13 protein-coding genes and 2 pseudogenes are annotated in these 14,141 nt (G+C 55.6%); 6 read left to right on the top strand and 9 right to left on the bottom strand.

The window, feature by feature from the left end; translation table 11 throughout:
* Positions 1-40 precede the first annotated feature (40 nt).
* A complete protein-coding gene (gene tnpC, locus JNB91_RS17895; RefSeq protein ID WP_220326862.1) occupies positions 41-1,474 on the top strand; it encodes an IS66 family transposase in 1,434 nt (477 codons plus the stop codon).
* Between the two features lie 27 nt (positions 1,475-1,501).
* On the opposite strand, the gene JNB91_RS17890 is transcribed toward tnpC, so the two are convergent.
* Positions 1,502-2,149, bottom strand: a complete 648-nt coding sequence (locus tag JNB91_RS17890) for a hypothetical protein (RefSeq protein WP_220326861.1) — start codon at positions 2,147-2,149, stop codon at positions 1,502-1,504.
* A 302-nt stretch (positions 2,150-2,451) separates the two neighbouring features.
* On the opposite strand from JNB91_RS17890, the gene JNB91_RS31680 reads away from it, so the two are divergent.
* Entirely contained in the window at positions 2,452-2,781 is a 330-nt protein-coding gene (locus JNB91_RS31680) for a PAS domain-containing protein (protein WP_220326860.1), read from the top strand.
* A 10-nt stretch (positions 2,782-2,791) separates the two neighbouring features.
* Here the strand turns inward: JNB91_RS31680 and JNB91_RS17880 are convergent, their stop codons facing one another.
* From JNB91_RS17880 to JNB91_RS17845, 8 genes and pseudogenes are all read right to left on the bottom strand, one after another.
* Positions 2,792-3,088, bottom strand: coding sequence for an ArsR/SmtB family transcription factor (locus tag JNB91_RS17880; RefSeq protein ID WP_346269360.1), 297 nt, complete (start codon positions 3,086-3,088; stop codon positions 2,792-2,794).
* A 344-nt stretch (positions 3,089-3,432) separates the two neighbouring features.
* A pseudogene (gene ftrA / locus JNB91_RS17875) lies at positions 3,433-4,377 on the bottom strand (transcriptional regulator FtrA); the annotation flags it as partial.
* A 213-nt stretch (positions 4,378-4,590) separates the two neighbouring features.
* Positions 4,591-4,794, bottom strand: a pseudogene (locus JNB91_RS17870) (CsbD family protein).
* Positions 4,795-4,859: 65 nt separating this feature from the next.
* Complete coding sequence (locus tag JNB91_RS17865) at positions 4,860-5,843, bottom strand: sensor histidine kinase (RefSeq protein WP_220326859.1); 984 nt, start codon at positions 5,841-5,843, stop codon at positions 4,860-4,862.
* 171 nt (positions 5,844-6,014) lie between these two features.
* Positions 6,015-7,076: a response regulator gene (locus tag JNB91_RS17860; protein ID WP_220326858.1), complete on the bottom strand. Its 1,062-nt coding sequence runs from the start codon at positions 7,074-7,076 to the stop codon at positions 6,015-6,017.
* Between the two features lie 7 nt (positions 7,077-7,083).
* Positions 7,084-7,644 (bottom strand): chemotaxis protein CheB, encoded by a 561-nt coding sequence (locus JNB91_RS17855; RefSeq protein WP_220326857.1) that lies wholly within the window; start codon positions 7,642-7,644, stop codon positions 7,084-7,086.
* On the bottom strand, positions 7,641-8,483 hold the full coding sequence (locus JNB91_RS17850; RefSeq protein ID WP_220326856.1) for a CheR family methyltransferase: 843 nt from the start codon (positions 8,481-8,483) through the stop codon (positions 7,641-7,643). Before JNB91_RS17850 ends, JNB91_RS17855 begins: the two co-directional genes overlap by 4 nt.
* The gene (locus tag JNB91_RS17845; RefSeq protein ID WP_220326855.1) at positions 8,480-11,920 is read right to left on the bottom strand and encodes a response regulator; all 3,441 of its coding nucleotides are present in this window, start codon (positions 11,918-11,920) and stop codon (positions 8,480-8,482) included. Before JNB91_RS17845 ends, JNB91_RS17850 begins: the two co-directional genes overlap by 4 nt.
* A 325-nt stretch (positions 11,921-12,245) precedes the next feature.
* Here JNB91_RS17845 and JNB91_RS17840 point away from each other — a divergent pair, with 325 nt between their 5' ends.
* From JNB91_RS17840 to JNB91_RS31455, 4 genes are all read left to right on the top strand, one after another.
* Positions 12,246-12,446 carry a type II toxin-antitoxin system VapB family antitoxin gene (locus JNB91_RS17840; RefSeq protein ID WP_220326854.1) on the top strand — a complete coding sequence of 67 codons (201 nt, stop codon included), beginning with the start codon at positions 12,246-12,248 and terminating at the stop codon, positions 12,444-12,446.
* The gene (locus JNB91_RS17835) at positions 12,443-12,826 is read left to right on the top strand and encodes a type II toxin-antitoxin system VapC family toxin (protein WP_220326853.1); all 384 of its coding nucleotides are present in this window, start codon (positions 12,443-12,445) and stop codon (positions 12,824-12,826) included. Before JNB91_RS17840 ends, JNB91_RS17835 begins: the two co-directional genes overlap by 4 nt.
* Positions 12,827-12,928: 102 nt before the next feature.
* The gene (locus tag JNB91_RS17830) at positions 12,929-13,114 is read left to right on the top strand and encodes a hypothetical protein (RefSeq protein WP_220326852.1); all 186 of its coding nucleotides are present in this window, start codon (positions 12,929-12,931) and stop codon (positions 13,112-13,114) included.
* 83 nt (positions 13,115-13,197) lie between these two features.
* Positions 13,198-14,097 (top strand): helix-turn-helix domain-containing protein, encoded by a 900-nt coding sequence (locus JNB91_RS31455; RefSeq protein ID WP_220326851.1) that lies wholly within the window; start codon positions 13,198-13,200, stop codon positions 14,095-14,097.
* Positions 14,098-14,141: the final 44 nt, after the last annotated feature.

Genomic DNA, 14,141 nt, shown 5'->3' with positions numbered 1-14,141 from the left:
TCCGGCGGCGTGACTACATCAAATTTGATAGACTTTCTCCATGTTGGACGCGGTCGATCTTCCAGACGATATTGCTGCCCTGAAGGCGATGCTGGTTGCGTCGCAGGCGCGTGAAGCCCGTAGGGATGAGCGGATCGAGCGGCTTGAGAGGCTGGTCGCCGCTTTCAAGCAGGCAGCCTTCGGCCGCAAATCCGAGAAGGCCGATCCTGAACAATTCGATCTCGCATTGGAGGACCTGGAAACGGCCATTGCGGCCATCCATGCCGAAGATGAAGCCGATAGCGCGCAGGGCAAGCCGCAGCCTAAACCCCGTGCCGTCAATCGCGGCTCTCTGCCCGCTCATCTTCTTCGCGTTGAGGAGATCATCGAACCGGAAAGCCTGATCTGCGCCTGTATTGATGGCGTTACCCAGGCTCCAGCGCCTGCACGATTGATCCACGCCGGGTTGCCGACGGAGGCGACCATCGCGCATGTGCTGGTCTCCAAATATGCCGATCACCTGCCGCTTTACCGACAGGCCCAGATCATGAGCCGCCAGGGCGTCGATCTCGACCGCTCCACGCTCGCCGACTGGGTCGGCCGGGCGGCATTCGAGCTTCGCCCGGTCTTCGACGCTCTGATCGCCGACCTGAAGCGGTCCACCAAGCTGTTCATGGACGAGACCCGTGCGCCCGTCCTCGATCCCGGTTCCCGCAAGACCAAGACCGGATACTTCTGGGCCTTGGCCCGCGATGACAGACCGTGGGGTGGCGGTGCGCCGCCCGGTGTGGCCTTCACCTATGCGCCCGGTCGCGGGGGACTCCATGCCGAGCGGATACTGCAAGGGTTCACGGGCATCCTTCAGGTCGATGGATATGCCGGGTATAATCGGCTGATCGCACCGGATCGGGTTGGTCCCGACATCCGGCTGGCCTATTGCTGGGCACACGCCAGGCGCAAGCTGGTCGAGATCACTCGCACGGGCTCGGCACCAATCGCTGAGGAGGGTGTGAAGCGGATTGGTGAACTCTATCGGATTGAGGCGGAGCTGCGCGGTCTTCCCGCCGATGCTCGCTTGGCTAGGCGACAGGAACGATCAGTGCCATTGATCGCAGACATGCGGGACTGGCTCACGCATCATCGTGCTCGCGTCGCTGGCAAGTCGCCGCTTGGCGAAGCGCTTTCCTACATCGCCAAATACTGGGATGGCCTCTGCATCTTCCTGACCGACGGCCGGATCGAGGTCGACAACAATACCGTCGAGCGGACCATCAGGCCGATTGCGTTGAACCGGAAGAACGCTCTTTTTGCCGGACACGACACTGGAGCGGAGAACTGGGCGATCATCGCCTCGCTCATCGAGACCTGCAAGCTCAACGCTGTCGATCCTCTTGCCTTTCTGACGGCCACGCTCACCGCTATCGTAAACGGCCACAAGCAAAATCGGATCGATGAGTTGATGCCGTGTAATTATTCGCGGCGGACAGGCGGCTGAAGTTTGCTGTCGGCCCGAAGCAGCCCCTCATTCCACTAAGTCAAGCTGGCGAAGATATTCTTCACCGCTAATGGTCGTCCAACCATCTCTCGGGAATCGTTGATCTTCAACCTCGTCAAGTGAGAAGTAGGCTCCAAAGAAGTCGCAATTCGGATCAAGTAAGGCAATTCTCTTTTTAAATTCAATGTCGTTATCGGAAAGTTGATCTTCAAGTGCCTCTTCCCTTTCCGAATTCATCAAGAAAGGTATCCGTAGGCATCCGAGACAAATATCGAGAATAGGATAGTTTCGTTCAGCGCAGATGCCGACACTTACTTTTTCTAAATCCCACAAACCGCTCCGCAGGAATCCAGATACCGAAGTATCGACCATTGGAAAGTCGTTGCGCATCCGAACGTAATAACTGAAGTTGGTGATCCTTCCTTTATGTCTACCTACGGGAGAAAGCTTGAATCCAGTCAACCGGTAAGGCGGTTCCGGTTCGAAAGATAATTCCAGTCCGCCTGGATAGAGCCAATATAGCGGCACTGGCTCGTCATACGCGTTGGTAATCCACCCTTTCGGTGGACCGAGTGTCTCTGCGATTTGTAGGAGCGGCGTACCGAATTGTAGGAAGTCGATCTGCAATGAACCCAAACTCTCTTTCAGAGAGACCGTGATCGTTTGTTTAGGCATGCAGACTCTCCAACAACTCGCTAGAACGTTTCCCCGCTCGCATGAGTTTACCTTATGTCTTCAATTGGCGCATTCTTGCCATCAATTTCATAGCTGTGTCATTCGGGATGGCCAATCGAGCTTGGTCAATGTGAGAGGAAAACACCGCTTACACTTGGCTGCACTTGACGTTGAATTACTCAACTCTAAAATTCAGTTGTTGTGATCTTTTCCGGGTAAATATGCGAGATCTGAATGAGGTTCTTTTCGTGGCCCAGGCGACGGGGGAAGCGCCAGCCGAAGCGGGCTTCTTCACATGAGATGTGCCCGAAAACGTTCTCTACGCGGACGGGGCGCTCGCGGACCTCTTCGGACTGGACCCAAGGATTTCGTCACAAGGATTGCCGATTGAAGCTTACCTTGACCGCGTACATCCTGAAGATAGACCTCGACTAGCTAAGACAATCCGCGACAGCATCGTGACGGATCGCCCGCAAAACGAGACCTATCGGGTCATGAACACAGAAGGATGTTACGTCTTCGTGACTGGCTTTGGCCGCGGCTTTCGAACCCAGAATGGGGAGATTGCGCGCTATGTTGGTATTGTTGTGCCAACAAGCGCCCAGATCTCACCGATGAGATACTCGCATTAGTTTTGTCGCTTTAGGCTCGATGGATACTGAGTTCGATAGACTGCAGGCTTTCCAAAAGCTTTCGGACGCCCGGGTGACTGGTTGAATAGTATACGTTCTGAGCATCGCGCCGAGTCGCAACCAGCTTATCGTGCCGAAGTCTCGCCAAATGTTGGGAAAGTGCCGACTGGCTCAGACCTACCTCTTCAGCCAGATCGCCGACGCCCACCTCCCGCTCCGAAATGATCCGCATGATTTGGAGGCGCTTGCTATTCGCGAGTGCGGAGAGAAGCTTCGTATGGTGTTCAAGCGCGTCTTCGGAAACCACGTCATTTTCCCTGATGAGAATCAACTAATGAAGACGTATCTCATAGTCCATTTCTGTAAAGAAAAAAGATCGGGGCAGAGCCGCTTACGAAATTTCGCGGATTTTCCCGCGGACATCGCGCCGGGATAGAAGAGGTCGGACACCTCCACAGGCCGATATAATCGAGCGTAGGTGGCAGGAAAAAGAGTATGCCGGTGCGTCTCGCCTCTAGATAAAGCGGTTTTCGCAGCCGCTGGCTCAACCCGGCCTGCTTCTGATCATGAGACGAAAACGTTACCGTCTTTTCGTAACATCCCCGCGCATTAAAATCGGTTTCAAGAAATGCGATAAGGTGAGATGTACCCTTATGCGCTTTTTATGCGGCTAAACTGGTCCTGGTCCGCCTTTGGACTGAGACCTATTCGCTTCTTGAAATGGTGCCGAAGCGTATCTGCGGATCCAATCCCTACCACGGTGGCGATCTCGTCAATGGACTGGCGGCGATCGATCAGGAGATCTTTTGCCGCTTCTATCCTTTGGCCGATAAGCCAATCGCCAGGTGGAACGCCGGTCGCCTCGGGAAAGCGGCGAATGAAGGTCCGAAGACTCATGCACTGCGGCCATTCGCTCCAACGTCCAGGACGCTTTGAGGTCAGCGCGTATTCTGTCGAGCAGCGGCGCGACGGATGATTGGTGTGCGGCCGGAACGGGGCGCTCCAGAAACTGAGCCTGTCCGCGCTACGATGTGCCGGCATGACGATACGCCGCGCCACCGAGTTCGCTGCCTCTGTTCCAAAGTCTTGACGGACGATCTCGATCAAGAGATCTATTCCGGCCGCGCTTCCGGCCGACGTAAAGATGCGCTCGTGAGTACGATAGAGAGAAGCATCGTCCACGAAAATGTTGGCATGACGCGACCGTAGTGCCTCGGCATATCGCCAATGTGTCGTCGCGGTGCTGCCATCCAAAAGGCCTGTGGCTGCGAGCACGAATGCACCGGAGCAAATCGATGCCAATCGTGCTCCACGTTTATGCGCTTTACGGAGCAGATCTATTAGGCTCTGCGGAACCGGCTCATCGATGCCACTCCATCTAGGCACAACGATGATGTCGGCTTCATCGATCAGCTCAGGCCCGAAATCGGGTGTCACCACGAAACCGCCGTGGGCGCGAAGCGGTCCTTCGTCGATCGCGCAGTTTGCAAACCTATACCAGGTCTCTCCCATCTCAGGTCTGGGAAGACCGAATATTTCGGCGACGATGCCGAATTCGAAGGTGCAGAGACCATCATAGAGGAGGGCGACAACAAGTTCGCTGCCGGAGCTAAAGGCTGCTGCGCGTAGACTGCAGACGTCATGGTACTGAGAGCGAGAACAGCGGCGATGAGCATTTTCATTGGTGTTTCCCCGCTTTGTTCTCACGAAGTGCCGTGGCGGTCTCAAACTCCACGCCACCGAATTAGTTCCGCCTTCGCTAAGCGATTGTTCGTAAAGAAAAACCCCGCCGTAGCAGGGTCCTCTGAATTACCAAGTTTGGCGTCCATACCAGTCATCGACGTCTCTTTTGGTACGGTCCTTTTCGTAGCCGTACCGCTCCTGAATTTTACCCTCGAGCTGGTCGCGCTTGCCGTTGATGACATCGAGATCATCGTCCGTGAGTTTGCCCCGCTATTCCTTGATCTTGCCCTTGGCCTGTTCACAGTTACCCTCAACACGGTTCCAGTCCATGATGTTTCCTCCTTTTGTTTTCGGCGTAAGGAAAGAACAAGAAGGTATCGGTTTTGCTCCGCTCCTCAGTCAGCCTTTACTTTGATATGCGCCAAGGGTGCGGAGAGGTTCCAAATGACCTGACTACTGTCTGCATCCCAAGTCGCCTCTGCCGACAGGGCTGACGGCACGATGCGGAGGAGCGCCAGGGAGCCAAACCCGGCTTGCTGCTCCAAAATATCGTTGGAATCATGCGAGGGCTCCGACCATGTCAATTCGAACATCGGATCGTGGCCATTCGCTGCATAAACGATCCTCCATGTAACAGACACCTCATGGTCTGTTGTCGCGCCGAACCGTATAGAGTTCATGATCAGTTCGTGCAGCGCCATACCAAGATTAAGGACGGCGTTGGCGCTGAGTAATATTTCCGGTCCGCTCGCCTTGACCGTTCGGATCCTCATGAACGATTTGACCTGATGCTCGACGAGGTCTGCAAGACTGACGCCGGCCCAATCCACATGGGATAGCAAATCATGCGAGTGAGATAGGGCCATGATGCGCTCGCGAATCCTGGCTTCAAACTCATCGACCGAAATTGATCGGGCCGCTGTCTGCTTTATCACCGAAAGTACGACCGCATACTGATTTTTGACGCGATGATTGATCTCTCGCATCAGCAGCTGAAGCCGCCGTTCGCTTTCCTTCGTCTGAGAAATATCTCTGGCTATACTCGATGCGCCAACGAGATCTCCACTTCGGCTCTTGATTGGCGATATCGTGATGGAAATCGGAATCCGCCTTCCGTTCTGGTGACGACGAAAGGTCTCGAAGGTTTCAATCCGTTCACCGAGCTTGAGCCGGCGCTGGATTTCCAGTTCCTCTTCATGTTTGTCAGCTGGGACAATGAGTAAAATGGACTGACCGATCGCTTCGTGTTCGGTATAGCCGAACATCCTCTCGGCAGCCCCGTTCCAGCTGACAATAATACCTGACAGGTCTCGGCTGACGATGGCGTCGAACGACGACTCTACAATGGCGGCGAGGCGTTCCTCGGTGTGCTTTTCCATGCTGATCGATGAAGACTGTTTTAGCGTTCGTGCATGATCTAGAGGAACTTGTGCTTAATCAAGCCAGTAAGTAAAAAACAAGAGATCACTCGTTAATTGGCGAAAAATTCGTTCTTATTGGCAAGCTCTCTTCCCTCTGTCATCTGAGCGATAAGGAAGATCAGGTGCACTTTACGCCCTGACAAGGCCTTGCAGCGGCATTCTTACAAGTAGAGACACGCCGTCGTTAGTCCATTGCCGTGCGATGTTGCCGTTCAAGCCTTGTAGCGCTGCCTTTTCCAAGGTGGAGCCAAAGCCCTCGCGATCAGGTGCGCCTTGATCGCGGAGCACTCCTGCCTCCGTCCACTGTATTTCGAGATGCTCGTCTTCAGCAGTGACGTTGATGGTGAGCTTCCCGTCGGGCATGCAGAGAGCCCCGTATTTCGCCGCATTGGTGGTCAGCTCGTGCAGCAAAAGCGCAAGCGAGGTTAGTGCAGCACCGGTTAGTGGCGCGTCTGCTCCGGTGATTTCGATTCGGGATGCTAGTTCGTGATCGTGTGGCGCAACGATTGCCCTCAAAAGAGCAGTTACGGTCGTCGCAATCTGCCCCCCACTAGCATCGCTGGCAAGATCGGGCATCGTCAATTCGTGAGCCCGCGAGAGCGCATGCAGCCGAGAGCGTAAATCGGCCTCCAGTTCCGCCACGCTTTTGGCGGGCCTGGCGCTCAAGGATATGAGACCCGCGGTCAGGCTGAACAGGTTCTTAATGCGATGATTGATTTCTTTGAGGAGGATATCCTTGTGCCCAGCGGCCTCTATGAGAGCCTGCGACTGTGCAGCGAGCTCGTCACGCTGGGCTGCCAGCTGTTGGCGTTGCCGATAGAGCTCATAAAAAACATCGACTTTACTCCGCAAAACATCCGGCTCGATCGGTTTCTGAATGAAGTCGACTGCACCCGCTTCATAGCCACGGAACCGGCGCTGGGCGTCGGTGCTTCCCGCAGTCACAAAAATGATAGGTATCCGGCGGGTGCGCTCGTTGCCGCGCATCAGCTCTGCCAGATCAAATCCGTTAAGGCCCGGCATCTGGACATCGACCAGCGCCAGCGCAACATCGTTATGCAGCAATATCTCAAGCGCCTCGTCACCAGAGCGCGCTTTCAACAAAAGGAGGTCGTCACGCCGCAAAAGCGCTTCAAGGGAGAGGAGGTTTTCCTCCAGATCATCGACAAGCAGGAAAGGCACAGGGTTCATAAATTTCTCAAACCTTTTTCAAATATTCTGCGATTTCCGCAAGTGTCATGGCGTCGGCGCCAGGGTTCATTTTTTCTGCGGCTTCTGGCATAGCCGCCGCGAAGGCCGTGCCTGGATTCTGCACCAATCCGACGCCACCTGCTCCCATGACAGCCCTCAGGCCATTTGCACCATCGCTATTGGCACCTGAAAGGACAATTCCGATGAGCCTCTCCTGGTAGGCATCTGCGGCGGTTTCAAACAGAACGTCGATGGATGGACGGGAGAAAAATACCTGTTCATCGCTGGAAAGCGCGACTGTCTTATCAACTTCAACGAGCAGGTGATAGTCCGGCGGTGCAAAGTAGATGGTGCCCGCGAGCAAAGGCTCCTTATCCTCAGCTTCTTTCACAATCATTCGGCACTTGGCAGCGAACAGATCTGCCAGTGCGCTTGGTCGATCAGGAGGAATATGCACGACAACCATAATCGGTAGCGGGAAACTCGCTGGCAATCCAGGGAGGATTGCCGAGAGCGCTTCCAACGCACCTGCCGATGCACCGATGACGACGGCTTCCGACCTACTCATCCCCGACCTTTCTTCTGATAAATCTTCTCCTCCCGCGCAAACTCGTCGAATGTGTCGGTGTATCGTGAGAACCGCAGGCTTTCCTTAGAGCCGAGGCCTAGAAAGCCTTTCCTGACCATTGAGGCATCAAAAAGCCCGATCGCGCGGTCCTGCAAATCCCGATCGAAATAAATAAGCACATTGCGGCAGGAGATCAGGTGCATCTCAGCAAAGACTGAGTCCGTCACCAGGCTGTGGTCCGAGAACACGACGTTGCGCCGCAGGCTCTTATCGAAGGACGCCCGGCCATAGGCGGCCTGATAATAGTCCGACAGAGACGATTTCCCGCCGGACTTTCGATGGTTCTGGGTAAATAGTTGCACCCTGTCCAATGCATAGATACCTGCTTCCGCCGTGGCAAGCGCCTCGGCATTGATGTCCGTCGCATAAAAGAGCGTGCGCTCTTCCAGACCTTCCTCCCGGAAAAGAATGACCATGGAATAGAGCTCTTCGCCGCCGCTGCATCCCGCGATCCAGACCTTCAAGGAGGGGTAGGTTCGCAGATGAGGAATAACGCTTTCACGAAGTGTCCTGAAATAGCTCGGATCCCGGAACATCTCACTGACCTGAACGGTCAGGTAACCCAGAAGCCGAGGCAGCATGGACGCATCGTGGAGGACACGTTCCTGCATGGCCGAAATGGTTGCAAAGCCAAGCGCCCGCTGAGCCTGCCGCAACCGGCGCTTGATCGAGGCCATCGCATAGTTGCGGAAGTCGTAGTGGTAGGTGAGAAATAGCGCCTCCAACAGCAGCCTGATCTCGATATCCTCGACCTTCTCGGATGGTTCCGCTCCGGTCATTTCGGCATCCACACCCGCACCAGGGACAACAGCTTCTCCACGTCGAGCGGCTTGGCCATGTAGTCGTTGGCGCCCGCCTCAATGCAGCGTTGCTGGTCGTCGGGCATCGCCTTCGCCGTCAACGTCAGGATCGGCAGCTTCTTCCAGGCCGGGTTCTTGCGGATTTCTCGCGTTGCGGTCAGACCGTCCATGACCGGCATCATCACGTCCATTAACACGAGATCGACCATGGAAGCATCAGGCTGGGAGGCTTTCTCCAAAGCAGTGATTGCTTCCTGACCGTTGCGGGCAATCGTGACGATCGCGCCTCGGGGTTCGAGGATGTTGGTCAAAGCATACACGTTGCGGACATCATCTTCCACGACGAGAATGCGGCGGCCCTCGAGAATGGAATCGCGGTTTCGCGCCTTGCGGATCATCTTCTGCTGCTCGTCCGGTAGCTCTGCGATAACCTGGTGCAAAAAGAGGCTCACCTCATCTAGCAGGCGCTCTGGAGACTTGGCGCCTTTGATGATGATGGACTTTGAGTAGCGCCTCAGTCGCTGCTCGTCGTCCTGGGAAAGCTCACGGCCCGTGTAAACAATCACCGGTGGAAAAGCGTAGGCGCTTTCCTGGCTCAGAGTTTCAAGCAGCGAATACCCTGAGGCGTCGGGCAGCGCGAGATCGAGCACCATGCAATCAAATGTCTGGTCCTTGAGCAGTTCCAGGCACTCGGCCGCCGTCCCCGCCGTCACCGTCTCCACACCACGCGAACCTAGAAGTCTCGCGACGGCATCGCTTTGTACAGGATCGTCCTCCACGATGAGAATGCGACGCACATTCTGGGACAGCTTGTCTTCCAGCTTTTCGAGCACTTCGACCAGTTGTTCTCGCATGACCGGCTTGACTGCGTACCCGACCGCGCCCAGCGAGAAGGCGGTCTCCGTATGATCTTCAGCCGAGATCATGTGGATCGGAATATGTCGGGTCTCAACGTCGTGCTTCAGGCGATCGAGGACCGCAAGGCCGGACTGGTCGGGAAGGCCGACATCGAGAACGACGGCGCTTGGCTTATATTCCTTTGCAAGGCGCAGTGCTTCTTCAGCTGTGCCGGCAACCAGAGACTGGAAGCCCATTTCTCGTGAGAGGTCCCTGACGATCGCCGCGAAGGACGCGTCGTCTTCGATCACGAGAAGAACCCTCTTGGTGCTGCTCAAAGAGGCGCGGTCGTCTTCGACGGTAGGCGCCGGTCGAGCAGGATGGTGACGTTCTGGTCCAACCGGAGGCTGCGTTCCAACTGTCACTGGGTCAACACGAGGTGTCGTATCCCTCGGCACGACAAAAGACGGATCATAGGCCTCCGGCACAGTCACCGTAAACGTGCTGCCTTGTCCTGGCCGGCTGGTAAGATCGATGGAGCCGCCAAGTAGCCGCACAAGCTGGCGTGAAATGGATAGGCCCAAGCCTGTCCCGCCATATCGTCTGCTGATTGTGCTGTCGGCTTGGTGGAATGCATCAAAAATCCGTTGTTGTTGATCGGCGGCAATCCCGATGCCTGTGTCCGTCACGGCAAAGGAGATGCGTCCCACGCCCGCGGGCTCAATCGACAATGTCACACGTCCCGAACCGGTGAACTTAATGGCGTTCGAAAGCAAGTTCTTCAGCACCTGCTCCAACCGGAGCGGATCCGTCTCGATCGCGACAGGAATATCCGCAGCGAGTTCAACGGCGAAATCGAGATTTTTATCAGTCGCCAGCGGTTGGAACATCTGGCGAAGGTTATTGGCGACGCGTTCCACGACCACAGCCTCGGGCCTGATTTCGACATGGCCTGCCTCGATCTTGGAGAGGTCAAGGATGTCATTGATCAGATTAAGGAGGTCATTGCCCGAGGACTGGATAGTCTGGGCATACTTGACTTGGTCGGCCGTGAGGTTGTCATCTGGATTGTCGGCCAGCAACTTGGCAAGGATTAGCGACGAATTGAGTGGCGTCCTGAGTTCATGCGACATGTTGGCGAGGAAATCCGACTTGTACTGGCTCGCTTGCTCCAGTTCTCTTGCTTTGAGCTCGACCGAGGCATTGACACGTTCGAGATTATCGCGCTGCGCTTCCAGCTCTTGCGTCTGCTGTTCAAGCTGTGAATTTGTCTGCTCGAGTTCGGCCTGTTGCTGCTCCAGGCGTGTCTGGGATTCTTTCAGCGCACGACCTTGCTCTTCAAGCTCTTCGTTGGACACCCGCAGTTCTTCGCTCTGCGTCTGAAGCTCTTCGGACTGGCGCTGTGTTTCCTCTAGTAGGTTCTGCAATTCGCTTCGATAAGTGGCAGAACGCACGGCAATCGCAACGGCTTCGGACGCCCGCGCGAGAAAGGTCTCGACACGCGGGTCGACGGCGCGCAGAAAGCCGATTTCAATCACCGAATTGACGTCGCCATCAACTACGCCGGGGAAGATCGCGATGTGACCGGGTTTGTGTTGGCCGAGCGCCGAGCCGAAAGTAAGATAGCCGTCCGGAACCTCACCGAACACCATAGGCCGACCTTCCGCCGCTGCCTGACCCAAAAGTCCCTCGCGCTGACGGAAGCGGGCGGGTACAGTCGTCGCGTCAGGCACACCGTAAGCCGCCACACGCTGAAACTCGTCGCCGGTCCCGACGAATGCTGCCCCCGCGACACCGCCGACGTATCGCACCAGGAACTCCAAGATGCTGTTGCCCAATTGCTCGATCGGCTGGTCGCCCATCATAGCGGCCGCGAGCTCGACCTGGCCGGATTGCAGCCAGTCGTCGCGCCGGCGGGCAAACGTCGCGCGCCGGATCAGGAAACCGATGGCCATGGTTAGCATAACACCAAGCAGGCCAGATAATATCGTGCTCGCGAGTGCGGTTTGCTGGGCGCTCTTCATTTCGGCAATCCGCTGGACACGGGCCTCGCCCTCGCGTTGCGCCATAGCGGCAATCTGCGCCCGGATCGCGTCCATCTCCTCCTTACCACGGTCGGTATTCACGATTGCCATTGCGGCATCCAGCCCCTGGCTGCGTCTCAGGTCAATCGTTTGCTGCAACTCATCGAGCTTGCCAGCGACACGCCGTTTCAACGTCGCGAGCCGCTGCCCTTGCCCAGAATTGTCAGCCGTTAGTCGGTCTATGTCATCGAACTTGACGGGTATTGCCTGCAGCGCGGCATTGTATGGCCCGAGATAGCTATCGTTGAAGGTTAAAAGAAAGCCGCGTTGGCCTGTCTCAGCATCCTGAACCCGCGACAGCAATTCGTCGAGCGCCACAATTGCAACGTGAGTTCGGACGATACGTTGATTGCCATCATCCAAAGCCTGGAGATTATAGAACGACACCAGCCCGCTTATCACGAAAAAGACGAGAGTTCCGACCAATCCGAGAGCTACGCCGTAATCGAGCCCGAGGACGCCATTTGACAGGTGGGATGGGGAATTTTTGTTCATGGGGATCTCGGGCAAGTAAAACTGGCGGACGTTTATGCGTCATAGGCAATGCGGATGGAATTGTCGAACATTGATCTCGTCAAAGCCAGGGCTGTCTTGGCTATCTGTCCCGACCGAGGGGATGGCAGCGCTCATACATCCAACGGCAGTTCAGCTCATCTGTAAATAGGCCGGCAGACTAAAGACCGGAGGGGTGGCAAAGCACTAGGTCTCGATGGGGATCGAGCGGCGACCCGAGATGGGCCTGGTGGCAACGAGCAGCTCGAGAGGCGTAGATTATTGCACCAATTGGTGCTATGGGCGTGTCACCATTTAGGAGCTGCCTATGCGATCTACTATTAATCTTGACGACAACCTCATGGAACGGGCCAAGTCCCTTACAGGCACAAAGGAAACGGCGGCTCTCGTGCGTCAAGCACTCGAGACTTTGGTACGCGTCGAATCCGGCAAACGGCTGATCGCCCTTGGCGGCACTATGCCCGAGGCCAACTTAGCGCCTCGCCGCCGGAGCGAAGTGAGCAAGTGATCCTTGTCGATAGCTCGATCTGGATGGATCATTTTCGACACGGCGACTCGGAGCTGACTAAAATCATCGGAGATGATCGGTTACTTTGCCACCCTTTCGTTATCGGCGAACTGGCTCTAGGCAGTCTGCGTGATAGGGATGCGGTATTAACGTTTCTTGGAGCTCAGCGTGAGGCAGTGGTCGCGACCCATGCAGAGGTAATGACCGTCATCGACCGCTATTCGGTATTCAGCATGGGGATCGGCTATACCGATGCACATCTGTTGACTTCAACCCTCCTCGATCGCCGATCGAGCTTGTGGACGAGAGATAAACGTCTGACGGCTGCGGCTCAGAAGGTTGGCGCGGCACTATATCCTTCTGCGAATACTCCTCACTAGACCTCCAGCGAGGAGCTTTCGAGCGCTGATAGCTTAAGCTCTTGAGCGGATACGAACCTAAAATCCGTTCAGCGGGATTTCGAAGGCTCTGAAATCGTTCCAATGCGTCGTTGGATTTACGGCATCGAGCTGCGTGCGCGAAATGATCATGTTTCCGAGATACCAAGCTTTCATCCCGACGAATTACCCATTCAATCGCGGATCCTGCGGCTGCGTGGCGTCGAGTATCGGATCTACGAGCTTGGCCGTATCTTTATCGGGCCAATAGAGATCACGCATTTATCGTGATCTGGGCTCTTTTCGTAGGCGCATGGAATGATATTACTCGATCAGATTTGCGATTTATCAATTCGAGCCAGAGACCAGATTCCGTGACCACGGCCCTCGTCAGCAATCAAAGCATGGAGTATTTTCGCGCCAAGCAACAGGATGTCGTGATCGCTCCAGTGTTCGGGAAGTCCGAGATTTCGATGGCAAGGCTGTCTTGCATGACACCCGGACACGGGGTCATCGATCCGCCCGTCCATGAAGACGCGTTCTTCCTTGCCTTCAATCTTCTTGATTACGACGGTGATCTTTGGGTCGATGGAAAGAAAGTGGACACCAAGCGCTCAAAGAGCGGTAATTTCACCATCTATGATCATCGGCGGACATGGCTGGCCGACATGAAATCCTGTTTTGATGGTCTCGGCTTTCACATACCTCGCGCCGCATTGACTGCTTACGAAGAGGACTTGGGCGGTAAGCATATCGACACACTGCACGCAGCCCCCGGCAAAGACATCGAAGATGATATCGTTCGAGGACTGGTTCGTGTCTGCCTCCCTGTCCTCAGCGATCCGCGTGGTGCAATGCGGCTGTTTCAGGACCATGTTGCAGCTATTCTGACGTTCCACCTGTGCGCAACCTATGGCAACACGAGCATTAGAACACCCGTCCAGGGTTCTCTCGCTCCGTGGCAAAAGAAGCGAGCATTGGAAATGCTGGAGGCTGATCTTGCTGCCGATCTGCCGTTAGCTGCGGTTGCCGCAGCATGCGGTCTATCCCAGGGATACTTTACAAGGGCGTTCAGGCTTTCGACAGGCCACCCGCCTTATCGCTGGGTGATCTTGAAACGGGTAGAAAAAGCCAAAGAGCTTCTCCGATCGACCAACATCACGATTGCCGAAGTTGCGTTTCTCTGCGGCTTTTGCGACCAGGCCCATTTGACCCGGATGTTCACAGCTAAACTTGGCATGACCCCTGCCCAATGGCGTAAGAGCTCGCGTTAGCAGAGCGGACTCTTCTCCTCGACGTCGGTAAAATCCAAGTTTCA

It is taken from the genome of Aliirhizobium wenxiniae, from assembly GCF_019511445.1.
Classification (GTDB): Bacteria; Pseudomonadota; Alphaproteobacteria; order Rhizobiales; family Rhizobiaceae; genus Neorhizobium; species Neorhizobium wenxiniae_A.
Note: the sequence above shows the minus strand (reverse complement) of the source record. Positions and strands in the feature narration are given on the sequence as shown.

Coding starts and splice junctions, on each gene's coding strand:
- tnpC (WP_220326862.1), top strand. CDS start 41: ATGTTGGACGCGGTCGATCTTCCAGACGATATTGCTGCCCTGAAGGCG.
- JNB91_RS17890 (WP_220326861.1), bottom strand. CDS start 2,149: ATGCCTAAACAAACGATCACGGTCTCTCTGAAAGAGAGTTTGGGTTCA.
- JNB91_RS17865 (WP_220326859.1), bottom strand. CDS start 5,843: ATGGAAAAGCACACCGAGGAACGCCTCGCCGCCATTGTAGAGTCGTCG.
- JNB91_RS17860 (WP_220326858.1), bottom strand. CDS start 7,076: ATGAACCCTGTGCCTTTCCTGCTTGTCGATGATCTGGAGGAAAACCTC.
- JNB91_RS17855 (WP_220326857.1), bottom strand. CDS start 7,644: ATGAGTAGGTCGGAAGCCGTCGTCATCGGTGCATCGGCAGGTGCGTTG.
- JNB91_RS17850 (WP_220326856.1), bottom strand. CDS start 8,483: ATGACCGGAGCGGAACCATCCGAGAAGGTCGAGGATATCGAGATCAGG.
- JNB91_RS17845 (WP_220326855.1), bottom strand. CDS start 11,920: ATGAACAAAAATTCCCCATCCCACCTGTCAAATGGCGTCCTCGGGCTC.
- JNB91_RS17840 (WP_220326854.1), top strand. CDS start 12,246: ATGCGATCTACTATTAATCTTGACGACAACCTCATGGAACGGGCCAAG.
- JNB91_RS17830 (WP_220326852.1), top strand. CDS start 12,929: ATGCGTCGTTGGATTTACGGCATCGAGCTGCGTGCGCGAAATGATCAT.